Here is a 26,298-nt window from a genome sequence, read left to right on the forward strand (position 1 = left end):
GGTGTTTTGTTTTTTTGCCACGAATTTTCACGAATTACTTTAGATCATGTTCGGAGATTTTCCGGGGAGATTCCTGCCTCCGCAGGAATGACAATACGATCACTGTTCAGGTACCTGGTTTGTCATTCCCGCGGATGCGGGAATCTCCGGGCATGTTCAAAGGTAATTCGTTTTCACCCTCCGACAAGCTGGGAAAACTGAGGCTAAACAAAGAATAAACCCTTCGCGAACTTCGCGTCTTTGCGGCACCCAACCTACAAAAAATGACAGGAAAAATATGCGAAATCAATGGATCATCGCGCTGCTGATCTGCGCGAATCTGTTCGGGCAAAGCGGCGACAGCCAGTTTTTCGATGATATCGCCGTGCCGTTTGCCGGAAAACGCGGACAGGTGGAAGTCGGCGGAAATTTTGCCGGCGCAGCGTTTCACCACAGCCGCCCGTTGCCGTCGCGAATCAGCTTTTTTTATCCGGTTGCCAACAGCCTGGATTTGAGTACGGATTACTGGAAACGCGACGAATCGCAGCCTGTTCGTGCGACGCTCAGCGCCAACGGGCAACAGTGGCAGCTCGAAAACATTTCGTTTCCCTATCGATACACGCCGTTTGCGGCGGTTTTTTCGGAGCAACTGGGCGATTTGCAGGTGCAGATCAAATATCAATTTTGCGCGGATATTCCCGCGATGACGCTCAGTTTTGTGATCGTGAACGCGGGCGAACACCCCGTTTCGCCGGAAATGCAGCTCAGTTTGCAGCCCGTTTTGCGAACCTGCCAGACGTATGCGTGGAAATATCCGGCTGATATATCACGCGATAGCGAAACCCGGACAGTTGTCGCCGAATTCCCCGATGCCGATGCGGACAGCACCGCGCTGTTCGTGGCGAATGTTGCCGGAAATCCTGCAAATATCGCTGTGTCGCGGGATTCCGCAAATCCGCAAATCCGGTTCGATTTCGCCAAACATCTGGCGCCGGGCGACAGCCTCGCATTCACCCAACTGATCGGCACTTGCCGGATGCGTGAGGCGGATTCGCTGATCGCCAACGCCCGTTCCCAATGGCAAAACAGCATCGCCGCCAACGAAGAATATGTGAAAAACGCCGTCGAAACCGGCGATTTCCGGCAACCGGACAGCGCATTTTCCCAAACGCTCAACTGGTCGAAAGCGGTGTTGGCCAGCAATCGCCACTGGCTCGACGGCGCGGTGGTGCCGATGCCCTGTCCCGCCGAATACAATTTCTTTTTCACGCACGATTTGCTGCTGACCGATCTCGGCGCAGTGATGTTCGATACGCAACGCGTGAAACGCGATCTCCAATATTTGCAATCACTTACGCAGCCGGACAGCATTTTGCCGCACGCTTATTATTGGCGCGATGGCGGTTATCAAACCGAATTTTGCGCGACGGATAACTGGAATCACCTCTGGTTTATCATCGTTTCCGGCAGCTATTTGCGGCACAGCGGCGATGCGCAAACCTGCTCCACCATTTTCCCGATGCTGCAAAAAAGCCTTTCGATGATGCTGCACAATCGCGGTGCGGATAATTTGAGTGTCGCAACTCGCCCGGACTGGTGGGATATCGGCAACGTGAGCGCCGCGCGGGTGTACACAACGGCGCTGACCATCCGCGCGATTCGCGAATATGCAGCTATCGCCGGAAAACTCTCGCGCGACGGCGAGCGATTGCCGGAACTGCTGGCGATTGCCGAATCGATGCGCCAATCGTTGATCGAAAAATGTTGGGACAGCGAACGCGGATTTCTGATGAGCATGCGCGATTCGCTGAACACAGATCATCATTATTACGCCGGATCGCTGGTGGCTGCGGTGTTCGATTTGCTGGACGTTCAGCAAAAAATCACGCTGCTGGAAACGGCGCAACGGGAACTGCTCGATGCGGAAATCGGGCTGCGCATCGCCATGCCGGCGGATTTTCACACGATGATCGCGGAATACAAATTTAACGGGATGGAAGCGGGCGAGCCGTATGTGTATCTCAACGGTGGCATTTGGCCGCACGGAAACGTGTGGTACGCCCTCGGCTGGCTGATGGCGGGCAAACCGGATGTCGCCGGTGATGCGCTGCGGAAATACGCCACGCTTTCCGGCGTTGCGGCCAGCCCGAACGGACAGCCCTCGTTCTACGAATATCGCAAAGCCAACCGCGATTTGCCGGAATACGGGCAGATCGACAAACCGACATTTTTGTGGTCTGGCGGATGGTTTATCAACGCGCTATATCAATTGGCGGGCGTTCGGGAAAACCCCGAAAACATCGCGTTTTCGCCACATTTACCGGCCGGCTGGACGGATATCGGCTACGATTTGCAATTGTTTGGTCGCACTGCGAACGTATCGTATCGCGGCGATGGCGACTATTTTTCGGCGATATTTGTCGATGGAAAATCGGCGCACTCGGCAGTGTTTTCGCAACCGGCGGACAGCGTGCGGCTGATTCGCGGAACGCCGAAATCGCCGTATCTCGCGAACGCGAATTGCCGGATTCAATCGGTCGATTTCGATAATTCTGCGAAAGAAATGCGAATTTTCGCCGCAGGAATTCCGCGCACAACTGCAACATTTTCAATTGTTTCGCCGATGAAACCGACAGCTTGCCGCGATCGTGATAGCGGCAAATCGCTGGCGATGAAAGTCCAATCACAGGGTGATGTTTTTGTTGTCAATATCGATTCTCCGGCGCAACAAAATCTATCGCTTGTACTATTGTTTGATAAATGATGAGGAGATTCCTGCCTGCGCAGGAATGACAGTTCAGAAAAAGGTAGTGTTACATGATGATGAGGAAATTCCTGTCTGCGCAGGAATGATAGTTCGGAAAAAAGCTTTTGATAAATTGGGTTTGCGGAAGCGAATCGAAGGAAAAAAGAAAAAGCCAGGCCGCGGTTGCAGCCTGGCTTTTTTGATCATTATCGGCCAAATCTATTGATACGAAATCCCGTGCGAACCACATAAAACGATCCGCTTTCCACGCCGTACACATAGCCCTGGTTGTCGGTCAGATCGTAATAATCGACGTCGAACGTGAGACCAAATGATGGCGAGAGGGAATAATCCAAGCCCAGTCGCAGATTCAGAAAATCATAATCCAGATCAGAATAGTTATTGATCGTGCTGTAATCATACTGTGCAGCGTGGATTAATTCTTCCGCTTCCAGGCGTTCAGGAGTTACTGGCATGTTGATGGGATCGAACGCCGCTTCCGTATGACTGAAAGCGCCATCCAGTTTGACAGCCAGTTTGGGTGTCATTTGATAGGACAGATTTGCAGAAACGACTTGCCCTTTGCTCGTGTAATCGGTTTCGGCATACAGCGATCCGAAGTGCAAAACAGGCGGTTGAGTGGTTGAGGCACCCCCGGTGCCTAATAGATGAGCCGCTCAGCCATCCATCATTGCGAACGTGGCAATACCGTTCTGGGTTTTGTAGAGATAGCTGAAACTGGTGAACAAGCTGAACTTGTCGTTCGGCACCGCACTGAAGCCCAACGTGGGCTGCATGCTGGTTTGTTTGTATTCCAGTTCCGGCGTATCGTTGTTGGTGGCGATTTTTGCAGTTAAACCGAGCGATAGCTTGGTTTTTGGCGTCAATCGATAATCGACATCCAGTTTTCCGCCGTTGACAACTGCCGGCAAGCTGGTGACGCTGCCGTAACGGATCGCATCGCGCTGATAATAATAGACTGCGGGCGTTCCGGGAATCGGCGTCAGGCTGTCCGGACCGGATCTGCCATATCGCTCGAACAGGTTATTGTATGGCGAAAACGGGTTGTCGATGTTTTCAAAATAATAGCGCAAATGCCCGGTAAATTCCCGGCTGGGGCGATATTTGACATCTCCCTGCAGCAGGAATTTTGTGGTTTTGTCTTTCGCGCCTTCGAACGGATAATCATCGCGTTCCCGGGTGGAATATTCGCCCAACAGCGAGAGGCGATAGCGGCTGGTCGGCTGATAAATGAATTCCAGATTGCCGCGCATTTCCGTGCGTGTGTAATTGGAAAAACGGGTGTAATCGAAATCGATATCGCCGCCGGAACGGTTATCCCGCCAATCCGGCAAATCCACCAAAACCGAGCTGTTTTCGTAAGTACCGTAATAGGCACCGGCGATGAGCTTGGTTTTTGGGAAGAACGGATGCGCCAGCCGCAAATGCGTGTAAGTGCCGGATGTTTCGCGATCTCCGGTAATCAACACATTTTCGTCCGGCAAATCGTTGTTGTTTTCGGCAGTAAAGCTAACCACCTGTGCCAGCAGATTGGTTTTGCCGAAAACGCCTTTTGCCTTGAAGCGATGCGACAGTTTTTTGGTTTCCGGATACAAACCGAGTTGTGCGGTTTCGCCGGAAAAAATATTCCGCGATGCGAATTCATCGCCGGAGCTGCCGTTTACCGGGTGGCGAGCCGTATCGAACATCGCCTCATATGTGCCTTCGTTCGATTTGAACTGACGGTATTGCGCCTGATATGAAACGATAAAATCGTTTGTCACAGCCGCTTCAACACCGCCGGCAACCGTATGTGTCACGCGGTCCAGCGCAATGCTTCTGGAAGTAACGTGGCAGGTAGCGCAGTGGGAAATCTGGATTTCCTGCGAATGCCCGCTCTCCATAATGCTGCGATGGCTGGCGATCACTTTCAGGTTTTTCAACCCGGGTATTTTCGCTTCGAGGTGGGTTTCAATTTCCTGCCGGCGATACCCGATATCTTCCGTATCCGGATCGAACAGCAGTTCATTGGTGATAATTTTACCACCGGCAACCGTGCCCTCTTTGTTACCGGATTCTCTGGCAACCATGTTTTGGAGCAGATCAATCTGGTTCCGGCGATAAAACGATTTGTAGGCAACTTTAGCGCTCAAGAAATTGCTGAAATTGCCCTGCAAATTCAGCGACATGCGCTTTGAATCGTAAAAATTTCCGGCGAAGTTCAACCGGTTTTGACCCTGTGTTCGCAGCCATTTCAGCTGAAACTCGGGCATAAACCCTTCTTCGCCACGGTCGAACTCTGCAACGCGTAGTGTGTAATCTTCCAGTCCCGTATAGTGGCTCCCAAACCAGAGCGACCACTGATTAGTAACGGGTTGGGCAGCCTCCTGGGCAGAAGCCGGGAAACGAAAGAGAACACAGCACAGTAACGCGATGAAAGCCCACAGACCGTAGTTGGTTTGCTTCTTCATCTTTGTCTCCCTGGTTTAACGTGTTAGTGAGCCGCCAAGGCTGGATACACCTTGCGATGGCAGGTCTGACCCGTGAACTTGTGTATGGCACTGGGTGCATTTTGTCAACATGGAAACTTTCCAGGCATCCAACGTGGAGGTAAATGTACCGCGTTCCGGGTTGAGCGGCTCGGTAAATTCGCCGTCGAATCCGGTGATGGATGTGTGGAAGTGCATTGAATGACAATCCATACACAATGCCGGCTCGTTTTGAACCAGCAGGTTGTTGGCAACAGCACCGTGTGCACTGTGGCAGATGCCGCAGTTTTCGTTAACCGGCTGATGTTCGTAAACGAACGGGCCTTCGTGCTGTGCGTGGCAGGACAAACACAACTCGCGACTTTCGTCGGTTGTTGCGAATGTGTTTACATCGCCGTGCGGATTGTGGCAGCTTTGGCAATCCATCAGCCCTTCCAATACCGGGTGATGGGAAGCCATGCGAAACTCAGCGCCGGTTTCCGTGTGGCAATCCAGACACAATTCTGAGCCCTGTTTTTTCAGCAATTGTTGATTGTTGCTGTGCATGGTATGGCAATCGCTGCAGCCTTCCGCCATTTCGTGGTGGGCGCTGCCGGTAACCGATTGAAATTCCACGCCATTGTGACAACTCAAACAATTGTTCGCTGTTACGCTGGAATAATCTGTTAGTGGGTTGTAAATGCTTGAGCGTTCTGCGTCTTCTTCGTGCAGCGAACCCGGGCCGTGACATGATTCGCAAATAAAGCCCGTTTCTTCCGCGTACACAATGTGCGCATTCATCTTAAACGCTGCGGCAACATCGTCGTGACAATCCATACAGGCTGCGTCGCCGATTTTTGTTGCTGCGGTTTGTGATTGAGAGAATGCGGGAAAGCCCCACATCTGAAGCACTACAAAAAACGCGACAAGCACGCCAAACCCCATGCGATGAGGAAGACGAGTGTCGGTCTTCATACAGTAACCCCTTTGGATTTTGATTGGTTGTTTAGTTGATTTAGCCGTTTGATCTATCCTTTATAGGATTTTTTTCACAAAAACTATCACACCTATTAATGAAACATAATGCCAAACTTTGTTTACATTTTTATTGTGATATTGAAAAATATAAATAGCTATATGTTTATTAAAAAATGATTAGAATCATGTTTAGAAATGATTTTGGCAGATTTTGCGAGATGTTTTAAAAAGAGGTGGGAGATATGAGAAAACAGTATTGGCAAACAACAGCCATGTTTTTCAACATGGCCGGATAATTTTGTCTGCATTCAGCATCAGCGCCACGGTTTTGTCCATCGTTCCGATAACGCCGATAACCAACGTATCGCGTTTGTTGTAAAAATCGAGGCAGGTGCCGCAGGTGGCGATGGTTGCGCCGTTTTCCTGCAGTCTTTTCAGGCTGTCCAGCACTTCGCTGCCGCTGGTTGTCAGGTTGATGCCGCTGTTCACACAACCGATAAAATCTACTGTTTGCCCGGATGTTGCCAGCTCGCTGAGAAACGAGCGCATCAGTTTTTTGCCCAGTTGCGGATCGCCTTCGCCCATTTTGTCGGAATTTAAATACAGGAAAATCATGCAATATCTCCCAATTTTTTAAGATGTTGTTGACCGGTGGGAATATCGGAATTGGATGGGATAACCTCAATAATTAAAATGACTATTTTTTACGAATGATTCGATTTCAGGATTAGCAAAAGAATATGCGTGTTTCCCAATAATGTATGCCGCGCACATCGCGGTATGAATTACTCCCGATAAAACATTTCAATAAAATTGCGCTTGATCAATTCAAAATAAAATGGTTTTTTGTAAACATTCATACGTTTTTTTAATCTGACCATCAAAACTTAAAAAAAATGATAGATAAGGGTAATTTCGATGAAACGCTTTTTGGGAAGCTTATTATATGGGAATGATAAATTACAGTTCGAAAAGTTAAAACAGATTTTATCAGATTTTACCCATTCAGAAACTGTCGGATACACCTCCCAAAATTATGCAATTGTTGAAACAAAAGGCATTGCCACAGAACCCCCAAAGCATAACAGGAATTCTTCATTAAATCGCTGGATTGTAACATGCTCAAATAAACCCGGGGTGAGCAAATCCGGTACTGGTGCTCAAATACGGGATGAGCAGCAATTCAATTTTTGGCGCGGAAAATATTCACTTGCCGCATTTGATGTTCAAAGTCGGCTGCTGCACTTGCAGCGGGACATCCTGGGTTTTCAGTCACTGTATTATTCAAAAACAAACGGTAAACTGCTGTTTAGCAATCATTTGGGTGTTTTGCAAAAAGCTGTTGGCGAGCGGGAATTGTCACCGGAGGGAATCGCGTTGTTTTTTTTGCTGGGATATATTCCCTCAAAATTTACACTGTTCAAAAACATATTCAAGGTTAAACCGGCAGAGCGACTTACGATAAATTCCGATGGATTCATTTCGCAACAGCAATATTGGGAACCACCCGCTTTTGCGCCAACAAATGAATCCATAAATACATTTCGCGATGAATTTCGCCATGAATTTCTCAATGTTTTACGAGAGCAAACCGACGGGGTTGAAGATGTCGGTTTGTGGTTGAGCGGCGGTATCGACTCTACTGTGGTTGGTGCAGTACTTTCGCGCGATTTACAAAAAAAAGTGCATTCAATTACGTTTGGCATTGATATTAAACATCCGCGAATTGATTATCTGCGGGATGTTGTTTTTTCGGAAAGTGTTGCAAAGCAATTCAAGTTTTCCCATTCAAATTTGCTAATCAAAAGCCAATTCCCGATCGCTGACCATTTGATCGATTTGTTACCACGGGATGCGGAACTTCTGTTGACACCAAATGTTTTCACAAAACATTTTTTATCCACAGAATTACAAAAGAAAGGGTTGACATCAATTTTTAACGGCAGTGCAGCTGGAGCTGTTTTTGAGCGAATTCGACCCAAAAAACTGTCGGCAGTTTGGGATAATGATCAATCGGACGCGCATAACTATTTGAAAATGCTATCACGATTTTTAGCGCTGGAAGATATTCATGCCCTGTTTCCTTTCACAAGCCATTTGACAATGGATAATATAGCATCAAGCCTGGATTTAACAGTTTCACACAAGATTGATGAGCCAAACGATCTGGTTGTTTTTGGAATGCTCCGAAATCATTTACCGGAAAAGCCGCTAAGATTGTTTGCAAATATTGAATCACATACAGGAATGGAAATTCATACACCTTTTACAGATGAACGGTTGCTGAAAATTGGTGCCAGAATACCACTGCACATGCGCTGCAGCAATGATAAATCAAAAGAAAAATCACTAATCAAATATTTTTTTGCGGATGTATTGTCAATGGAGATTAAAGAACGCAAAAAGGTTGGTTATCCGAGCTATTACTGGCATCAGGGGCAATTGGATAAGCTTGCCAATCTTTTGAGTTCTGCGATTTTATCTTCGGATATGCCGATCAACCAAGTCTATCTGAAACAGCTTGTTGAATCAGAAAAACAAGCTGCAAACAAAAGTGCCGGGAAACGCTTTTGGGGAGCAACTATTTTTTTTGCATGGTATTATCAGCATGTTTTACAAAAAAATCTGAATGCGCTGTTTACTGAAAAACGATAAATTTTGGTTAGAAAAACAGGTTTAAAATATTCTGTCAAATTAGCGTTTGTTTCATTGAAGGGCATTTTCTATATTTTCCGGGAATGAAAAGAAGACGATTGTGAGCCATTATGAAAAAATCCGAGAAGTCGCAACAAACTGAGCGTTTGGTAATTCCCAGCGATCAGCGTCATCTGCCGGATGTGGAAAAGTTTGTCAAAAAAATTTCCAAAAAAGCCGGATTGAGTGTTGATCAAAGTGATAACCTTGCAATCGCCGTTACGGAATTGGTTAACAACGGCATCATTCACGCCAATAAATTTGCACCGGATAAGGTAGTAACTCTGGAAGTGCTTTTTTTAGGTAATTGCATTAAATTCTCGGTTATTGATCAGGGCAGTGGATTTGATCCTGAAGCGATAGAAAACCCGATTGATCCGGAAAATTTGTGGAAGTTGGGTGGGCGCGGCATCTTTTTAGTGAAAAACTTGATTGACGAAGTGGAAATCCATCCTACGGCAAATGGCACAACCGTTGTTTTAACAGAATATATCGATCAAAATTGATCCTCATCATTGTTGAATTCCCCTCCTGTGGTTAATTCCTGAAATATTTTTTAGTATAGGTTTTTTATCTTGTTTCTCGTATTTTACCGGGCTGTGGCTGAAATATTTGTAGCTCGAACAAATACCTTTTTCTGTATAATTATCGCAGATAAAAAGGAAGCAAATTTTACCATTTACATAGATTCGCGTTGTTGCAAAAAATCGTTAACAAACGGTATTGCAATTGTGATGCACAATAAGCTGCATTAGAACGTGTGACTTATCGGGCATGTTCTGTGACGGGTGATTTGTAAATCGATATAAAATAATAAAGTTATTCCGCGTATTCTCCGATGAACATTCATTACAAACGCGGAAAATTTAGCTGCGTTTTGAAAAACAAAAGGTGTGTAACAAACTGCGCGAACAGTCATCCAAAATACACTTAAACATGCAGTTTGGGAATTGAGAAAAATAAAAAATGATAAACACGCATCGTCACTATTTCCGCACCATCCTTTTTTGCCTGATGTTGTTTCCTGGATTTGCTGTCATTTTGCAGGCTCAGCCGGAAAGCGACATTGTTATTCTCGGCACCGGCGATACGATGATGGGATCGTGGGCATCTCAGGTAATTGCAGATAGTGGCGTCACTTACCCGTTTGAAAATTTGCGCAACACAGTTTCTGGCGCGGATGTTTTTTTCACAAATCTTGAGGCACCGTTTGGTACCGCCGGAACAGCATTTGAGAAGAAATTTACCTTTCGTGTTAAGCCATCACTGGTTCAGGTGTTATTGGATGGCGGAGTAAATCTGGTCAGTTTGGCGAATAACCACATCATGGATTTTGGCAGCATTTGCCTCGACCAAACAATAGAAACGTTGCAAAATAACGCTATTTATTATGCCGGTGCCGGAAAAAATCTAAAGCAAGCACGAAAACCGGCGATAATAGAAGCCAAAGGCAAAAGGATTGGCTTTCTGGCATACAGCCTTACATTTCCGGAAGAATTTTGGGCATCCGATACATCAGCAGGTACGTGTTTTCCATTTGAGGAATTCGCATTTAATGACGTTCGAGCATTAAAACAACAATGCGATTTTGTGATTATCTCTTGCCATTGGGGGCAGGAGTTGATGGAAACACCTAAAAAATATCAGGTGAAACTGGCGCATCGCCTGATCGATAACGGCGCAGATCTCATTTTGGGGCATCACCCACATATTGTTCAGGGAATTGAACAATATAAAGATAAATGGATTGCCTATTCGCTGGGGAATTTTATTTTCGGTTCGTACAGCGAGAGTGCACGGGATAGTTTTATCTTTAAAATAACAGTAAACGAAGCATTTGAAACAACAGCGCAGGTAATACCGATAAACGTTTATAATAAAGACGTAAATTTTCGTCCGGTAATTTTGGACGGCGAAAACCGCGATGCGTTTTTCCTTAAGTTGAAAAATCTTTCGGTGGAACTCAATAGCGGCACATTCGGTATTACAAACGAAGGAATGATAAGCATTAACAATTCCTGAGTAACATTTACACCTTAAACGGAGGGAACGGAAAAAGAATGGCAAGAGGTTCTGTTAGTCGCGCAAGCCAGTCGTTAGACAAATATCTTCAGGAGATCGGGGAAGTTCCCCTGTTAACGCCTGATGAAGAAATCTCGCTGGCGCAGCGCATAAAACAAAACGATCAGGATGCCCTCGAAAAATTAACCAAAGCGAACCTGAGGTTTGTCGTTAGTGTTGCCAAACAATACCAAAATCAAGGTCTCTCTTTAGGCGATTTAATTAACGAAGGTAATCTGGGGTTGATCAAAGCTGCAAAACGCTTTGACGAAACCCGTGGCTTTAAGTTCATTTCATACGCAGTGTGGTGGATTCGTCAGTCTATTTTGCAGGCATTGGCGGAACAGTCCCGCGTTGTCCGGCTGCCCCTCAACCGTGTTGGTGCGCTCAATAAAATCGGAAAAGCCTATTCCGCACTGGAACAGGAATTTGAACGTGAGCCCAGCGCCAGCGAAATTGCAGAGCAGTTGGAAATGACCGATTTTGAAGTAGCCGATACCCTGAAAATTTCCGGACGCCATCTGTCGATGGACGCGCCGTTCAGCAATAGCGAAGACAACCGGTTGTTGGACGTGATCCAAAACGATCACCAGCCGCCGCCTGACTCGGATTTGATGAGCGAATCGCTCAAAATAGAAATTGAACGTGCATTGGCAACGCTGACCAAACGGGAAGCGGAAGTTGTGCGACTGTATTTCGGGCTCGGACAGGAACATCCCCTAACGCTGGAAGAAATTGGCGAACGCTTTAACCTGACCCGCGAACGGGTCCGGCAAATTAAAGAAAAAGCTATTCGCCGGTTGCGCCACGCATCCCGCAGCCGTACGTTGCGCGCATTTTTGGGTTAAAGAAGAAACATTCTTCATCAAAAAGCCCGGTGTTTTTCGCCGGGCTTTTTGCGTTTCAGGCAAAAGTCGCTTAAATTCTCCCCGAATTTACAATGTTGCTGTCAAAGAAACGGACCGATGCAATGCTGAAAACAACACTCCCACACGACCATTTTCAAAAAAAGAAATATGCTGTAAATATGGCGCAGGCAAATATTTATGCCCTGCCCTTCATGTCAACCGGTCTGTTGCTCGCAGCAATTTTTAGTGCTGTTTGGGGCTGGTCATCGCTCCGCGACGGTTTTAATATTTTTATGGAATTGAAGTATTTTCTGCCCACGTTGATTTTGGGAATTCTTGTTCACGAACTGGTTCACGGGCTAACCTGGCAACTGGCCGCGCGATTACCGTTTTCGCAAATCAAATACGGTTTTCAGTTGAAAACGCTGACGCCGTACGCACACTGCAAGGTACCGATTGATATTGCGCATTACCGGCTGGGTGCGGCAATGCCGCTAATTTTGGTGGGGCTTCTGCCATCTGTTTTCGCGGTTGCCACCGGCAGCGGATTTTGGGCAATCTTCGGTTCTTTTTTTACAATTGCCGCAGGCGGAGATATGCTTATATTGTGGCTACTGCGAAACGTAAAATCCGGCAGTTTCGTGGAAGATCATCCCACTGAAGCGGGGTGTTATGTGTATGAAAATGAATAGTTTAACGATCAAATTTTGGTTAATGAACATGCAAAAACGATTCATCATTTTGGCGCTGATGCTCCTCCAGAGCCTGGTCTGGGCGGATGAACTGCAGCGATTGACCGTATTTTTCACCAACGACGTTCACGGTGGTATTGTGCCCCAAAAAGCGGAATTCCTCAACCCGGAATTTCCGCCGGTGCTCGGCGGTGCGGCTTCTGCGGCGGGAATTATCAAAAATATCCGCGAATCTGTGCAGGCGGAAGGCGGCAGCACGCTGCTCATCGATGGCGGCGATACCTTTCAGGGAACGCTGGTGGGCACACTTTCCGGCGGTGAAGCGGTCGTCGATTATTTCAATATGATGGGCTACGACGCTGTTGTGCCCGGCAATCACGATTTTGATCAGGGAAAAGACAACCTTATCGAGCGCATCAAACAATCTAATTTTCCGTGGGTGGCGACCAACATTTTCAACGCGGAAACCGGCAAAGTGTGGGAATGGGTAAAACCCTGGGTGATCATCGAAAAAGATGGGTTGCGCATCGGTATTACCGGCGCAGCAAATGTCGGTACGGCGGCGATGAGCTTTCCCGAAAACATCAAAGGGCTGGAATTCCGGCAGGAAATTCCCGAATTGCAAAAAGCAGTGAACGAACTTCGCGCCGAAAAAGTGGACATGGTTGTCGCGCTGGTGCACGTCGGCTTGCCGTATGACGTTCGCGAAGGTTACGAATCGTTGAAGCAACAAACCGAGCAAGAAGTGATGAACGACCGCTCCGTGGATGCGATGGAAATCGCCCGTTTCGTGAAAGGCATTGATGTGTTGCTGGGCGGGCACCTGCATCGCGGCTATCAGGAGCCGTGGGTTGATCCGGTGAATCACACCATTTGCCTGCAAAATTATGCCAACGGCGGCAACCTCGGCGTGGTGAATTTATATGTGGATGAACCGACCAAATCCATCGCCGGATTCGATTTTGCGGCGGATCAAAACTCGCTGTTGCTGTTGCAGCAGGACCAGTTTTGGCCGGACAGCGTGGTTGCCGCGTTTGTAAAAGAACAACAGCAGGAATATGAAAAAGAATTCCGCGAAGTGATCGGCGTGACCCGCACCGCGCTCACGCGGTCCAGTATTGGCGAATCGCCGATGAACAACCTCATTCTCGATGCCATGTGCGAAGCTGTTCAGGCTGATTTTGCATTCATGAATTTCGGCGGCATTCGCGCGGATATAAAACTGGGCAGCATCTCCCGCGAGGATGTGTTTAAAGTGTTGCCGTTCGGCAACGAGATGGTCAGTTTTCAGGCGGACGGAAAATATATCAAATCGATTCTCGAACAAAAACTTGCTGGCAACAGTCGCGGGCTGGCAATCGGCGGCGCGAAAGTGGTGTTCAACAAAGAAATGGTAACTGGCGAACGTGTTGTTTATATGGAAATTAACGGCGAACCGCTCGACCCGGAGAAAACCTATCGCGTGGTTACCAGTGATTATTTGTTAGAGGGCAATTCCGGTTTACTGATGCTGCGACGCATCCCGCGCAGCCGGGTGAATTTCCACGGAACGCTGGTTCGCGATGCGGTTATCGGCTACATCCAACGCCACTCGCCATTCGAAATCGAAATGAACGGTCGCTGGAAAAACGACGACGGTTATCAGCCAACACAAGAATGGTTGAAAAAATTTGAACGATAAAAAAACGGCGCCGATGAGCGCCGTTTTTTTTATGAAATGAGATTTTACTTCGTTCCCTGTTTATTTCATCCCTTTTCGAATAAAACCGACAATCGCCAGCAGCACACCACCGCCAACGCCAGATGACAAAATGTTACTGACAATGCTGGCAACGTCCATTCCGCCGCCTGTGCTCGCTGCGACACCCAAAGCGTTCAGCAATTGAGCGCCCAAACCGCCGCCCAAAATGCCAATTACGGAATTCCACAGTGTCCCGAGACTCATTTTTTTCAACAAACCTCCGGCTAAATTCCCGCCAACTGCGCCGCCCAACAAGCTAATTAAAAGTTCCATTGCGCCTCCAATGGTTAAAGGGGATAGTTAATTGCCGGAAAATTTACCGCTATTTCGCGAAATAGACAAATTTGGTGATTTTGCTCCACCGGATTTACCGGTTTTTAAGGGTAATGCCTGTAACGTTCTGTTGCAAATTCGGCAAAAATTTATCGATGTTCCGAAATGGTTGTCGAACGATTGATTGCGCTGATCGCAACGGTTTGCGTTACGCCGGATGGCCAATTGACGATCAGCGAATCGACGGATTGCGCGTTGCCGAGCCCGAAATGCAGTTGCAGATTTTGCCCGCAATAGCTGTCCTGCCCGGAAATCTGGCGCATCTGCCAAACGCTTTTTCCGTTGATCTTTGCTTTCACGCGAACCGTTGCGCCGATCGCCGAACGATTGGATGTTGTGCCGACACAATTAACGATCAGCCAATTGTTTTCATTCGCTAAGTCGTTGCGAAACAATGCGTTATTCTCGTCTTTGCTGTTGAGCCATTTGGCGACAAACAGGTCGAGATCGCCATCCGAATCGTAATCCGCGAAGCTGCTGCCGTAAGACCAGCCGCCGTCCTGCACCACCGGATCGCCGGAAATTTCCTCAAATGTCGCAGTGCCGGTTTCCGCCAATAAATTGCGGAATAACTGATTGTTCAACCCGGTTTTCGCCCAGCCGTTGGCAACAAACAAATCGAGATCGCCATCGTTATCGATATCGCCCCAACTGCTGCCGAACGAACGGCTGCTGTCGCTGAACGCATTTTGCCGCTGAAAATTGCCGCGCCCGTCGTTCAAATACAGTACATTCGGCTGCCCGAGATTGGCGACAAACAGATCGAAATCGCCATCATTGTCAACATCCGCCCAACTACCGCTGATGCTGTTTTCCGCATCTTTGGCAATCGCGCCATCGGTGATTTTTTCAAACGCGAGTTTTCCATTTTCTTTGAGCAAATTTTTGAAAAAATGGTTCGGCGAATCGCCCTCATTGGCAACGAACATATCCGCATCGCCATCGCCGTCAACGTCCGCCCAGTTCGGGCTGCGGGATGCTGCAGCATCTGCGCTTAACGGGCTGTCGAAAATTTTCGTGAACGATGTACCGTCAGTCGCGAGATAAAACGCGTTGCGCTCCGGCTGTCGGTTCCCGCTGTTGGCGATGAACAAATCCAGCCAGCCGTCGTTATTGGCATCCGCCCAACTGCACGATTCCGAAAAGCCCATACTGCCGCCCGGCGGTCCTTCCGCGATGCGCCGGAATTGCCAATCGCCTTCGTTGATGTAAAATAGATTCTGATCGTTATACCAGTTCGCAACGAACACATCGGGATCGCCGTCGTTATCGATATCGCCCCAGCTTGCACCATCTGAACGTGCACTATCCTGCACGATTGCTGAATTTGTGATTTTGTCAAACATACCGTTGCCGAGATTCTCATATGCAAAATTGTTCGTTCCCGGCGAATGCCCGTTGGTGACGAACAGATCGAGATCGCCGTCACCGTCGATATCTACCCAGTTAACACTGCGGCTATCGCCGCCATCGCTCGATACGATTTGATCGCTAATTTTTGTGAATGGCTGCGCCATCGCAGCGGCGCAAAACAGCAGGAGAAATCCGGTTGCCAGTCGCAACGTGGTCATATTTACCTCATTGGATTGTTGAAATTTTCGGGCGGCAAATGGATTTACGCGGATTTTCGCGAAAGGATTCGTCCAAAGGGATGGAAAAAGGATAAAGGATAAAGGGTAAAGGATAAAGGGTGAAGAATGTTAAAAGTTAAAAGGTGCTGGAAATAACTTTGTCGGTAATCCAGAATCCAGAATCCAGAATCCAGGCTACTGCACCCGTTTGCGGAAGTTGAGCACGCTGAATGTAAAAATCAGTAATCCGAGCAGTGCCATCGGCAGGGCTTCGCGGATTAAAAATGGCGCGGTTGCCCCTTTCTGGAAAACATCGCGGACAATGGCGATGAAATAGCGCAGCGGATTCAGGTAGGTTAATTTTTGTAAAATTTGCGGCATATTTTCGATGGGGATGAACAATCCGCTCATCATTATCATGAACACGAGGAAAAACCATGACACAAAAAATGCCTGCTGCTGCGATCCGGTGACGGTCGAAACGAACACGCCCAAACCGAGTGTGGTAAACAAATACAGCAGCGTCATCCAACCCAAAAGCACGTAGCTGCCCTGCATGTGGATCGAAAAAATTATTTGTGCAGCTTGCAAAACCACAAAAAATTCGATGAACGCTAAAATCAGAAAAGGCAACAACTTACCGAGCAATAATTGATACCGTTTCAGCGGTGTGACCATCAACTGTTCCAGCGTGCCGATCTCCCGTTCGCGCACCAGACTGATTGATGACAACATCATCGAAATGATGGTGAGCAGCAGCGCCACGATGCCCGGCACCATGTATTGCGCGCTGTCCAGATTGAGGTTATACCACATTCGCTGCTGCATGGAAACGGTGTGCGGGCGGTTGCGTTGGGCGGCGGAGAGTTGGTTTTGCAGCGATTCGCCATCGCCGGAACTTGCGCTGAGCGATGCCATCAGTGCCGCCTGCTGACGCGGATTTTGCAGATATTTTGCAGCGTATTCCGTCAAAATGCCTTGCGCGTAACCGATCGCCACGCCGGCGGTGTTGCCGTCCAGCCCGTCAACGATAATTTGCAAATCGGGCTGTTGGTTGCGCTGCAGATCGCGTTGGAAATCCGGCGGAATAATCAGCGCCATTTGCGCGTGCCACCCGTGAATTTGCGATTCGATCACCTGCCCGTCCGTTTCCCGTCCGACGATGTTGAATCGATCCGTGTTGCTGAACTGGTCGGCGATTTCCCGGCTGATCCGGCTGTTATCGTGATCCGAAATGATCAATTTGATGTGCTTCACCTCGTTGGTGATCGCGAAACCGAGCACGGCCATCTGGATTACCGGCATCACAAAAATGATCGCCAGCATCTCCCGCGTGCGGAAAATCTGTTTGAATTCTTTGCGGAGCATGTATAAAATCGGTTGCATATGTTACCGTTTATTGAATTCGTTATTGGTTAAACGGGTAGAGGCAATTCATGAACTGCCTCTACTGCCTGCGGCATTCTTTATTTTTCAAGATTCAAACTGAATCGCCGCCACGCGACGGTCAGTAAAATGGCGGACATCGCCGCCAGAAATCCCGCCTGCGGCAGCAGTTGCCAGAAGGTATTCCCTTTTAACATGATGCCGCGAACGATCACCAGATAATATTTCGCCGGAACGGCATATGAAATGATTTGCAGCGGCAACGGCATGGATGGAATCGGGAAAATGAAGCCTGAAATCATCAGCGTCGGCAGCAGCGTGATAATCAGCGCGAACATCATCGCCACTTGCTGCGAGGTTGCGACCGTCGAAATCATCAGCCCCAAACTCAGCGCGGTGATGATGAACAGCGTGGTAAATCCCGCCAGCAGCAACATGCTGCCGATGAACGGCACACCGAACAAAAACATACCGATCAAAATGATCAGCACGGCATCGAGAAACGCCAGCACGATATACGGAATCACTTTCCCGATGATGATTTCGTGCGGTCGCACCGGCGACACCAGAATTTGCTCCATCGTGCCCATCTCTTTTTCGCGGGTGATGGTGATGCTGGTGAGCAGTGCGGAAATCATCACCAGCAGCAACGCGAGAATGCCCGGCACAAAAAAGTAGCTGCTTTTCAAATCCGGATTGAACCAGATGGTCGGCTGCATATCGAACGGCAGTTTGAGTTGCAAATTGTTCGCCCGATTGAACGCGTTGATCACCTGATTGCAATAATTTTGGATGCTCAGCGCTGCGTTGGGATCTGCCGCATCGATGAGTAGCTGCACCGGCGTGTCGCTGTTACGTTGCATATGCGTGCCAAAATCCGCCGGAATAATCAGCGCGACGCGCGCTGTTTGTTGCATAAAGAGCTGCTCAATTTCCGATGGCTGCCCGTCAAAATAGAAGGTGTGGAAATATTTGCTGCCTTCGAACTGATCCACCAGTTCCCGGGCAATCGGCGTGTTATCGTAATCCAGCACCGCCAGATCCACCCGTTGGATTTCCAGATTCAGCGCATAGCCAAATATCAGCAGTTGCAGCACGGGCATCAAAATAACGATGCTCAGCGTACGTGGGTCCCGCAAAATATGGCTCACTTCTTTCCGGGAAATTGATGTAATTCGGGAGCTTGTTTTCATGTTGGGTTTATGGGATTATGGGTAAATGGGCTAAGCTGTCAGCTTTCAGCCGTCAGCGATCAGCTTTCAGACGTTTGATAAAGCCTGTTAACATTCGTTTGATTTCCTGCGTTTTTTGCTCACATTGAACAGAAATGACGCTATCGATGTATTTCAAATCTTTTGCAAGAATGAAGTAATACTCAAGTTCGCTGGCTGACCCGATGGAAATTTGCAAATATCGCGCGAATTCAGCTTCCGTTCGTTTTCCGCACCCTTCAGCGATATTTGCGGTGATTGAAACGCAGGCCCTTCGCATTTGGCTGGTCAATCCGTAAAGCTCCTCTTTTGGGAAAAGTTTGGTCAAAGAATACAACTCACAAGTCAATTGGTGCGCCTTTTCCCAAACCGCTAAGCTTTTGAAATCTCTCAATTTAATCTCCACAATTGATATCATTGCTTTTATATTCATTCGCTGACCGCTGACCGCTGACCGCTGACCGCTGACCACAAATCTTATACCGACCGCTGACCGCTGACCGCTTTCTCATCCACTCATCGACCCATCCACACATTCACTGATTAGCCATCCACCAACGAAACAAACACCTCCTGCATCGTCGGTTGGGCGAACTGGCGTTTGAGGGCGCCGGGTGTGTCCAGCGCAATCAGTTTGCCGTCGCGCATGATGGAAACGCGGTGGCAATATTCCGCTTCATCCATAAAATGGGTAGTGACAAACACGGTTTTGCCGAGATTTGCGGTATCGTAAATGAGATCCCAAAAGCTGCGCCGCGCCTGCGGATCGACGCCGGAAGTGGGTTCGTCGAGAAACAAAATGGGTGGATCGTGCAGCATCGCGCAGCCCAGCGCCAGCCGCTGTTTGAATCCCAGCGGCAGATCGCGGGTGAGCGTATCCGACTGTTTCTGCAACCCGACCTGTTCGATCAGCGCGGATTTGCGATCCGCAATTAAATCGCGCGGGAGTCCGTAAATGCCGCCAAAAAATTCGATATTTTCCGAGATGGTCAAATCGTCATACAGCGAAAATTTCTGGCTCATGTAGCCGATGTTCTTTTTGATCTGCTCGCTTTCGCGATAAATATCGAATCCCGCGACGGTGCCGCTGCCTTCGGTGGGGGAGAGCAGCCCGCAAAGCATGCGGATCATCGTGGTTTTTCCGGCGCCGTTTGCACCCAGAAATCCGAAAATTTCGCCCTGTTGCACTTCGATGCTCACCGCATCGACGGCGGTGAAACTGCCGAACCGGCGGGTGAGTTTTTCGGTTTTTACGGAAATGTTGCTCATATCGCCGCCGATTTGGTGAGGTTTTGCTGGTTGATCAAATCGAGAAATACGTCTTCGATGGACGGTTTTTCAGTGTGCCAGCCTGACAAATTGCCGCCGGTTTCCGATTGCCAGCGCTGCCACTCGGCATCTGCCGGATTTTCAGCGAAGCTGACGTGCAGCGCATCGCCGAACATTTGGGTGGCGTAAACCGTTGTTTTTTCTTCAAAAAAAGCCCGCAGTTCCCGCAGGTTTTTTCCGTCCAGACGGTAAAGCGGATAGCGGTAATTCGATTTCAGCGATTTCGGCGAACCGATCGCGGCGAACTCGCCGTTGAACATCAGCGCGACGCGTTCACACTGATCCGCTTCGTCCATGTACGCGGTGGAAACGAGAATCGTGGTGCCCTCTTTGCGGATTTCGTGCAGAATCTCCCAAAATTCCTTCCGCGAAACCGGATCGACGCCGAAAGTCGGTTCGTCGAGCACCAGAATTTCCGGCGTGTGGATGAGCGCGCAGGAGAGCGCCAGCTTTTGCTTCATGCCGCCGGAAAGTTGTCCGGCCAGCCGTTTGTTAAAATTGCCGAGCCGCGAAAACTGGTAGAGCCGCTTCATCCGCGCAGCGCGTTCTTCCGCCGGTACGTTGAACAGGTCCGCGAAAAAGCGCAGGTTTTGTTCGACAGATAAATCCTGATACAGCGAAAACCGCTGCGGCATGTAGCCCAGAATTGCGCGTATATCGGCGATGGCTTCGCGCGTGTTCATCCCGCGAACCTGAATTTGCCCGTCATCCGGCAGCAGCAGCGTGCAAATGGCGCGCATGAGCGTGGTTTTGCCCGCGCCGTCCGGACCGATCAGCCCGAACAACTCGCCCGGTTTCACGGATAGCGACACATTTTTCACCGCCCGCGTTTCGCCGAAAGATTTGCTGAAATTTGTTATTTCAATTGCTGACATTCTTTTCCTGTCGATTTTTGAGCGACCAACGGATCGCCTCTTCGTTTTTCCCCATCCACCCATCTACTTCGCATAAAGTCCGCCATTGCCTTCCAGCCAATCGGCGACATCATCCGCTGCGCGTGCGATGTTGTTATCGGAGATATCCAGTTCCAGCGTCGGTAAAATAGATTTGGCGACCCACTCGCGCATCGCTTCCTGTTCTTCGATGAATATTTGCAAGTCATCATATTGCGAGGGATTTCCGGAAACTTTCAGCCGTTCTTCCCGCGCTGCGGCAAACGAATCCGGCGTGCGTGTGCAAAAAACGAGGTGAAAACCAACCGTGTGCAGCCGTTCTTCCAGCCAGCGAAAATCGTAAAATTTGCCGCGCGCCCGCGCCTGAAACATCTGTGTGGAAAGATGAAACCGGTCGATGATCCACGAATAATAGCGTTGCAATTCGAACAGCCGCGCCCAGGTGGCGTAGGTTTCCATCGCCATTTGCTCCTCTTGCGGCTCAAAATTGATCAGCCCGCGTCCCCACGGAAAATTGGTAAATGCGCACCATTCCCCGGAAATCAGCGGCGAGTGATAGCGGTATTTTCGCGGTCCGACGATACGCGGATGCTCGTTCAGCGCAAACGCGATGTCCGTTTTCATGGTCAGCCGCGTGCCTTCGAGAATGATTTTCGGGCAGAGTTTTTGTCCCATATTCGATGCCATTTTTTTTGTTTCGATTACCGCGCCCTTCGGCTATGCTCAGGGCTCATTGCAAGGTGGCTGAGCGTAGCCGAAGCCCCTTTATCCTTGCAAACGCACTTCCACCGGCATCCCGTGTTTGAGCACGCCGTCGGGATTCTTCACGAGAATTTTCACTGCGTAAACCAGCGATGTGCGCGTTTCCGGTGTGAGAATATTTTTCGGGGTGAATTCTGCCTGCGGGCTGATCCACGCGACCGTGCCGCTGAGCGACTGTTCGCTGCCATCTACCGCAACCGTGGCGGATTGCCCCTGCCGGATTTCCGGCAACTGCGTTTCCGAAATGTAAATTTTCACCCACACTTCGTCTATTTGGATAATTTCCACGATGGGGCTGAGCGGCGGAATCGCTTCGCCGGTTTCGTAATATTTTTCAGAAATCACACCTCCGGCCGGTGCGATGATTCGCGCATCGCCGATTTTTTTGTTGAGCAAACCCAACTGTGCTTCCAACTGTTTGCGTTTGGCATCCAGCACCCGGAAGCTCTGCTCGGCGGTTTCCCGGGTGGATTGTGCGTTGCGCAACTGGATGGTCAGGTCGTCCAGCGTTTGCTGCGGTGCGGCGCTGTTGCTGACCAGTTTTGCGATACGCGATTGTTTTTCCTGAACATAGCTCTCATTTTGTTTCGCCTGATTGAGCTGTGTGCGGGCGACGCTCACCTGCACGGAAAGCTCCTCCAATCCGGCAGAAAGCTGTTCGCGCTGCAGCGCCAGTTCAACCGTATCGACCATCGCGATAGCTTTTCCGGCGTCGATTTTGTCGCCGGTATTCACAAAAATTTGGGTCAATTTGCCGCCGGTGAGCGCGGGCACCTGCACGGTCGTGCCTTCAACAATGGCGGTGAATCCGCGTTGCTCGTTGTTGTTGCAGCTCCAAAACATCAGACTGCTGATTGTCAGTAAAATCAAATATTTAGCCATCGGAATATTCTCCGTAAATCGATGTTTTTTTGTCAATTTTTAATGCATTTAATATTATTTTCAATTTTTAACCGCAGAGCGCGCAAAGTTCGCTGAGTATAAAATCAAAAAACGTAACTATTCAGCCTACTAAACACGCGAAATGAACGAAAACCTATTTTTTAGACAAACTTTTCGGGATAATTTAAACATTTTATTGAGCATCTATCTGCATTTAACAACAGAATTTCTGATTGTAAGTCACAAAATTGCAAAACTTATAAAATAGATATTTTCGTATCCTTTCGTAGGCTGAATCGTTTAAAAAAACTCCGGGCTCTCTGCGATCTCAGCGTTCTCTGTGGTTAAATCAGTTATTGCATCGGCGTCAAATTTATCCTTTATCAATTATCCTTTATCCTTCCATCCTTCCCCAAAACCCCCGTGGCAAAATCGAGTTGCAGCCGGTATTGCTCCCACTCAATCAGCCGTTGTTGCAGCAACAATTCCGCCTGCGTGAGCGCAGTTTCGGCGTTGCGCACGTCGAGCGTGGTTGCCAATCCCTGCTCATACGCCGTTGTGGCGATGCGATAGCGCTCCTGCTCCTGCGCCACCAACTGCCGCTGAAAGCGGATTTGCGTGCGGGCATTGTCCAGTTGTGCCAGCGCCTCGTCAATTTGCTGATTCACCTGCAGCATCAATTGCTGTTCCTGCAGCGTCAATTTGCGGATTTCCAGTTTCGATTGCTGCACCTGATGGCGGGTTTTGCCGCCGTTGAACAATTGCCACTGAAGCCCGACGCCGAGCGTGTAATAATCCATCCACTCCGATTTGAAAAAATTGACGCCGGGATTGGCGTAGTGATACGCCGCCTCACCGTAAATTTGTGGGAAAAATTGTGATTTGATCGCGCCGGTGCGATGCGCTTGCGCCGATTGCAATTCCCGGAGTTGGGCAAATTCCGTGCGGTTTTCGATGGCGCTTTGTCGCGTTGCCGCAACATCCGGCACTTGCAGATCGACAGTTTCGGCGGGCATTTCCGCGACGCTCACCGGTGATTTGCTGTTCAACAAAAGCTGCATCCGCGTTTGCAAAATGCCGTTCAAGTTCTGCAATTGGGAAAGCTGGCTTTCGAGCTGCAGTTTGCGATTGGCTGCTTCCAGCGTATCGAATGCGGCAACTTGCGCTGCGGCAAATCGATTTTTAGACAGCTGCAACTGGTCATTCGCCCGGGCGATGCCGTCGCGAAGCGCGGTTTGCTGACGCAAATTGAGTTGAATCTGCTGAAACAGCACACCGATCTGCAAAAACAACTGCTGCTCCACCGTGTTTTCCTGCAATTCGGCGGCAGCTTGCTGGTTTTTGGCTGCTTTCACCAGATTGGATGTGCGAAATCCGGTGAAAATGGGCTGTTGCAAATTGGCGGACAAATCATAACGCTCTTTAACGCCCGCTTCGATGGGATTTGGCAGAAACGGCACATCGATTTTCGCGATTTCCGAAACATACTGCGCGCCGGCGGAAACCGACAATTTTGGCAAATAATCGCTTTGCTGGATGCGCACTTCCGCCGCAACCTGCGATTGCTGCACCTGCTGTTGCTGCAGCGCGAGGTTGTTCTGCCGGGCAATTGCCCAGGCATCTGCCAATGTCAGCGATTGTTGCGCGAATATTCCGCTGCTGAAAAACAACAACAGCAACATCCTGATTTTCATGAACTTACCTTTCGTTAATTAGCCACGGAACCACAGCGGACGAAGAGAAAAACATCATCGTTCCCGGTGAGCTCCACGAATTGATTTATTCCGGTGCGATGCCGCTCCACACCATCCGGAAAATCTCTTGTTTGCGTTGTTCCAAAAATGGTTTCGAATACACCTGCACGCCCGGGATGATCCGCTCGATTAACGGTTTTGCAACAAACGGATAAATGCACATGCCCACAATGCTGAGGGTTAATTGCACCGGATCCACCGGACGGATTTCTCCGCGATCCACCGCTTCCTGAATAATGGGAATCAGCGGAATGGTGTTGAATCCCTTTTTGGCGAATGTTTTTTTGGCTGCGTTGGCAAAACCTTCGCCGCCGCGCTCGATTTCCCACAGCACAAACCGGACGATCTGCGGGCGCTTTGCCAGCGCATCGATATATTTATCGATGAAAGTGCGGAGCATGGTTTCCGCATCGGTGCGTTCTTTGACGGATTCCAGCATATTGCTCAGGAAAAATGAGATGATGGTTTCAAAAACCTTATCATACAAGCGGTTTTTGGTGCGGAAATAGTAGTGCAACAACGCTTTGTTGATGCCCGCGCGATCTGCAATTTCCTGCATCCGTGCGCCGTCCCGGCCGCTTTCGAGGAAAACTTCCGTCGCCGAGGCGACAATTTTATTTTCTGTTTCGCTGCTGTAATCCATTTGGTTCATCCAAAAAGTTTAACTGTTTGGTTAAATAATTCGGTCAAAAATAGTGTTTGCAAAAACCAGATGCAAACACTATTTGAAAAATTTTATTTTTTGGACGTTCCGGTGGAACGGATAGAGACGTCTCTACAATGTAAATCGGCAACACCGACACCCGGAATTGTGACAATGTTAGAAATGAAACCCTAATCCGGCGGAGAAAATATTTACATCGAGCGTGCCCAACTGAATGGAACGGCCATACATTGCAGATAGCGTCACCGGAATTTTCTCTCCTAATGGCTCCGGAGTCTCAAATCCAAAGCCATAGGTGAATCCCTGGTATTCGAGATGGTTTTTTGAGCCGCTAACATCATTCACATACCCGATTTGACCAAATAAATGCTGAAATAAACGTAATTCAAAACCGGTGTTTAGCGCCTCCAATTTCTCATACCCTGTGGAAATGCGGTTTTCATCCATATTCAGATTTTTTTGATTCAGATTTTTTTGATACTCCACTGTCCAGAGGTATGTTATCTTTTTGTTTTTTGATGATTTAGCATTAGTGTTTCCAAATGCAAACCCAACTTTATACCAGCGATACATCTCATATTCTCTCGTCGATCCCTCGACTTTGAGTTTTGAACCAAGATTATGAATCGTAGCGCCGAAAGATAAGACTTGTGTGCTCAATTCATGATTGATTCGAAATCCCAAATCATACAGCCAGCTATCAGCGTCGTTGAGTCCATAATATTTCAGATTTTTAACATTTGCGCCAATGTGTAAATTAGTTGTCGAATCCAATGCCAAAAGAAACGCCGGTGTTAACAAATATTCACGAATCCCGATTTTAGTTTTTTTTCCGCCATAGCCGTTTATTTTAAGAATTTCAACTTCACCAAAACCCAGATTCCAATAGTATGCACCAATAGTAAAAAATTTAGTGACCGGGACTGCCAACGAAAAAGTATGTTGTCCGGTGTAATATTCATCGGTCGTGAAATATTGAAGAATAGGGTGGTGTCGGGTATAGGCAAATTGCAGATCTTTTACATCCGCGATTCCTGCGGGATTTGAATAAGCCGCCAAAACGCCGGTTCGATGGGCAACACCGGTCAAGCCCATTGCCGCCATTTGCGGATCGGCGGGGCGCAAATGTTGTGGAATAAAATAATCCGGGTAGGATTGTGCAACACCTGAAGTCGCATTCAGCAAAACCGCAGCTAAAACCGTAAAAACGAGTCGAAGGTTCATGATAGCCTCTGTGGAATTTTTTCTGTGAAAGTTTTCTTAATGTGCCGAAATGAAAAATATCATGCAAGCCCCAAAAATAATT

At 48.5% G+C, this 26,298-nt stretch carries 23 protein-coding genes; 7 read left to right on the forward strand and 16 right to left on the reverse strand.

The window, feature by feature from the left end:
- The first annotated feature begins 277 nt into the window (after positions 1–277).
- The gene (locus tag H6629_09830; GenBank protein ID MCB9068093.1) at positions 278–2,743 is read left to right on the forward strand and encodes a hypothetical protein; all 2,466 of its coding nucleotides are present in this window, start codon (positions 278–280) and stop codon (positions 2,741–2,743) included.
- Between the two features lie 188 nt (positions 2,744–2,931).
- Here H6629_09830 and H6629_09835 read toward each other — a convergent pair whose 3' ends face one another.
- From H6629_09835 to yedF, 4 genes are all read right to left on the reverse strand, one after another.
- Positions 2,932–3,351: a hypothetical protein gene (locus H6629_09835; GenBank protein MCB9068094.1), complete on the reverse strand. Its 420-nt coding sequence runs from the start codon at positions 3,349–3,351 to the stop codon at positions 2,932–2,934.
- 51 nt (positions 3,352–3,402) lie between these two features.
- Positions 3,403–5,196, reverse strand: a complete 1,794-nt coding sequence (locus tag H6629_09840; protein MCB9068095.1) for a hypothetical protein — start codon at positions 5,194–5,196, stop codon at positions 3,403–3,405.
- Positions 5,197–5,211: 15 nt separating this feature from the next.
- A complete protein-coding gene (locus tag H6629_09845) occupies positions 5,212–6,168 on the reverse strand; it encodes a DmsE family decaheme c-type cytochrome (GenBank protein ID MCB9068096.1) in 957 nt (318 codons plus the stop codon).
- A 282-nt stretch (positions 6,169–6,450) separates the two neighbouring features.
- Entirely contained in the window at positions 6,451–6,786 is a 336-nt protein-coding gene (gene yedF / locus H6629_09850; GenBank protein MCB9068097.1) for a sulfurtransferase-like selenium metabolism protein YedF, read from the reverse strand.
- Between the two features lie 522 nt (positions 6,787–7,308).
- Here yedF and H6629_09855 point away from each other — a divergent pair.
- The 6 genes from H6629_09855 (at position 7,309) to H6629_09880 (ending at position 14,147) form a co-directional block, all read left to right on the forward strand.
- On the forward strand, positions 7,309–8,826 hold the full coding sequence (locus H6629_09855) for a hypothetical protein (GenBank protein ID MCB9068098.1): 1,518 nt from the start codon (positions 7,309–7,311) through the stop codon (positions 8,824–8,826).
- 110 nt (positions 8,827–8,936) lie between these two features.
- A complete protein-coding gene (locus tag H6629_09860) occupies positions 8,937–9,371 on the forward strand; it encodes an ATP-binding protein (protein MCB9068099.1) in 435 nt (144 codons plus the stop codon).
- A 460-nt stretch (positions 9,372–9,831) separates the two neighbouring features.
- Positions 9,832–10,887, forward strand: a complete 1,056-nt coding sequence (locus H6629_09865; GenBank protein MCB9068100.1) for a CapA family protein — start codon at positions 9,832–9,834, stop codon at positions 10,885–10,887.
- Between the two features lie 38 nt (positions 10,888–10,925).
- Entirely contained in the window at positions 10,926–11,774 is an 849-nt protein-coding gene (locus tag H6629_09870; protein MCB9068101.1) for an RNA polymerase sigma factor RpoD/SigA, read from the forward strand.
- 122 nt (positions 11,775–11,896) lie between these two features.
- Complete coding sequence (locus tag H6629_09875) at positions 11,897–12,466, forward strand: DUF3267 domain-containing protein (GenBank protein MCB9068102.1); 570 nt, start codon at positions 11,897–11,899, stop codon at positions 12,464–12,466.
- A 28-nt stretch (positions 12,467–12,494) separates the two neighbouring features.
- Positions 12,495–14,147 carry a bifunctional metallophosphatase/5'-nucleotidase gene (locus H6629_09880; GenBank protein MCB9068103.1) on the forward strand — a complete coding sequence of 551 codons (1,653 nt, stop codon included), beginning with the start codon at positions 12,495–12,497 and terminating at the stop codon, positions 14,145–14,147.
- 60 nt (positions 14,148–14,207) lie between these two features.
- On the opposite strand, the gene H6629_09885 is transcribed toward H6629_09880, so the two are convergent.
- The 12 genes from H6629_09885 to H6629_09940 form a co-directional block, all read right to left on the reverse strand.
- Positions 14,208–14,480 carry a hypothetical protein gene (locus H6629_09885; GenBank protein MCB9068104.1) on the reverse strand — a complete coding sequence of 91 codons (273 nt, stop codon included), beginning with the start codon at positions 14,478–14,480 and terminating at the stop codon, positions 14,208–14,210.
- Between the two features lie 149 nt (positions 14,481–14,629).
- Positions 14,630–16,111 (reverse strand): CRTAC1 family protein, encoded by a 1,482-nt coding sequence (locus H6629_09890; protein MCB9068105.1) that lies wholly within the window; start codon positions 16,109–16,111, stop codon positions 14,630–14,632.
- 195 nt (positions 16,112–16,306) lie between these two features.
- The gene (locus H6629_09895; protein ID MCB9068106.1) at positions 16,307–17,497 is read right to left on the reverse strand and encodes an ABC transporter permease; all 1,191 of its coding nucleotides are present in this window, start codon (positions 17,495–17,497) and stop codon (positions 16,307–16,309) included.
- 80 nt (positions 17,498–17,577) lie between these two features.
- Positions 17,578–18,690, reverse strand: coding sequence for an ABC transporter permease (locus H6629_09900; GenBank protein ID MCB9068107.1), 1,113 nt, complete (start codon positions 18,688–18,690; stop codon positions 17,578–17,580).
- A 52-nt stretch (positions 18,691–18,742) separates the two neighbouring features.
- A complete protein-coding gene (locus tag H6629_09905; GenBank protein MCB9068108.1) occupies positions 18,743–19,102 on the reverse strand; it encodes a four helix bundle protein in 360 nt (119 codons plus the stop codon).
- Positions 19,103–19,251: 149 nt separating this feature from the next.
- A complete protein-coding gene (locus H6629_09910; GenBank protein MCB9068109.1) occupies positions 19,252–19,977 on the reverse strand; it encodes an ABC transporter ATP-binding protein in 726 nt (241 codons plus the stop codon).
- Positions 19,974–20,912 (reverse strand): ABC transporter ATP-binding protein, encoded by a 939-nt coding sequence (locus tag H6629_09915; GenBank protein MCB9068110.1) that lies wholly within the window; start codon positions 20,910–20,912, stop codon positions 19,974–19,976. Before H6629_09915 ends, H6629_09910 begins: the two co-directional genes overlap by 4 nt.
- Positions 20,913–20,975: 63 nt before the next feature.
- A complete protein-coding gene (locus tag H6629_09920; protein MCB9068111.1) occupies positions 20,976–21,605 on the reverse strand; it encodes a hypothetical protein in 630 nt (209 codons plus the stop codon).
- Positions 21,606–21,695: 90 nt separating this feature from the next.
- Positions 21,696–22,574 (reverse strand): efflux RND transporter periplasmic adaptor subunit, encoded by an 879-nt coding sequence (locus H6629_09925; GenBank protein MCB9068112.1) that lies wholly within the window; start codon positions 22,572–22,574, stop codon positions 21,696–21,698.
- A 383-nt stretch (positions 22,575–22,957) separates the two neighbouring features.
- Positions 22,958–24,268 (reverse strand): TolC family protein, encoded by a 1,311-nt coding sequence (locus H6629_09930; protein ID MCB9068113.1) that lies wholly within the window; start codon positions 24,266–24,268, stop codon positions 22,958–22,960.
- A gap of 85 nt (positions 24,269–24,353) precedes the next feature.
- Positions 24,354–24,971 (reverse strand): TetR/AcrR family transcriptional regulator, encoded by a 618-nt coding sequence (locus H6629_09935; protein MCB9068114.1) that lies wholly within the window; start codon positions 24,969–24,971, stop codon positions 24,354–24,356.
- Positions 24,972–25,148: 177 nt separating this feature from the next.
- Entirely contained in the window at positions 25,149–26,177 is a 1,029-nt protein-coding gene (locus H6629_09940; GenBank protein MCB9068115.1) for a hypothetical protein, read from the reverse strand.
- Between the last annotated feature and the right edge of the window lie 121 nt (positions 26,178–26,298).

This window comes from Calditrichia bacterium, assembly GCA_020634975.1.
In the GTDB taxonomy this organism is placed as follows: Bacteria; Calditrichota; Calditrichia; order RBG-13-44-9; family J075; genus JACKAQ01.

What these genes read in the sequence shown, in the direction of transcription:
- H6629_09830 (MCB9068093.1), top strand. Translation starts at nt 278, where the DNA reads ATGCGAAATCAATGGATCATCGCGCTGCTGATCTGCGCGAATCTGTTC.
- H6629_09840 (MCB9068095.1), bottom strand. Translation starts at nt 5,196, where the DNA reads ATGAAGAAGCAAACCAACTACGGTCTGTGGGCTTTCATCGCGTTACTG.
- H6629_09845 (MCB9068096.1), bottom strand. Translation starts at nt 6,168, where the DNA reads ATGAAGACCGACACTCGTCTTCCTCATCGCATGGGGTTTGGCGTGCTT.
- yedF (MCB9068097.1), bottom strand. Translation starts at nt 6,786, where the DNA reads ATGATTTTCCTGTATTTAAATTCCGACAAAATGGGCGAAGGCGATCCG.
- H6629_09860 (MCB9068099.1), top strand. Translation starts at nt 8,937, where the DNA reads ATGAAAAAATCCGAGAAGTCGCAACAAACTGAGCGTTTGGTAATTCCC.
- H6629_09865 (MCB9068100.1), top strand. Translation starts at nt 9,832, where the DNA reads ATGATAAACACGCATCGTCACTATTTCCGCACCATCCTTTTTTGCCTG.
- H6629_09870 (MCB9068101.1), top strand. Translation starts at nt 10,926, where the DNA reads ATGGCAAGAGGTTCTGTTAGTCGCGCAAGCCAGTCGTTAGACAAATAT.
- H6629_09875 (MCB9068102.1), top strand. Translation starts at nt 11,897, where the DNA reads ATGCTGAAAACAACACTCCCACACGACCATTTTCAAAAAAAGAAATAT.
- H6629_09880 (MCB9068103.1), top strand. Translation starts at nt 12,495, where the DNA reads ATGCAAAAACGATTCATCATTTTGGCGCTGATGCTCCTCCAGAGCCTG.
- H6629_09885 (MCB9068104.1), bottom strand. Translation starts at nt 14,480, where the DNA reads ATGGAACTTTTAATTAGCTTGTTGGGCGGCGCAGTTGGCGGGAATTTA.
- H6629_09890 (MCB9068105.1), bottom strand. Translation starts at nt 16,111, where the DNA reads ATGACCACGTTGCGACTGGCAACCGGATTTCTCCTGCTGTTTTGCGCC.
- H6629_09895 (MCB9068106.1), bottom strand. Translation starts at nt 17,497, where the DNA reads ATGCAACCGATTTTATACATGCTCCGCAAAGAATTCAAACAGATTTTC.
- H6629_09900 (MCB9068107.1), bottom strand. Translation starts at nt 18,690, where the DNA reads ATGAAAACAAGCTCCCGAATTACATCAATTTCCCGGAAAGAAGTGAGC.
- H6629_09910 (MCB9068109.1), bottom strand. Translation starts at nt 19,977, where the DNA reads ATGAGCAACATTTCCGTAAAAACCGAAAAACTCACCCGCCGGTTCGGC.
- H6629_09915 (MCB9068110.1), bottom strand. Translation starts at nt 20,912, where the DNA reads ATGTCAGCAATTGAAATAACAAATTTCAGCAAATCTTTCGGCGAAACG.
- H6629_09920 (MCB9068111.1), bottom strand. Translation starts at nt 21,605, where the DNA reads ATGGGACAAAAACTCTGCCCGAAAATCATTCTCGAAGGCACGCGGCTG.
- H6629_09925 (MCB9068112.1), bottom strand. Translation starts at nt 22,574, where the DNA reads ATGGCTAAATATTTGATTTTACTGACAATCAGCAGTCTGATGTTTTGG.
- H6629_09930 (MCB9068113.1), bottom strand. Translation starts at nt 24,268, where the DNA reads ATGAAAATCAGGATGTTGCTGTTGTTGTTTTTCAGCAGCGGAATATTC.
- H6629_09935 (MCB9068114.1), bottom strand. Translation starts at nt 24,971, where the DNA reads ATGGATTACAGCAGCGAAACAGAAAATAAAATTGTCGCCTCGGCGACG.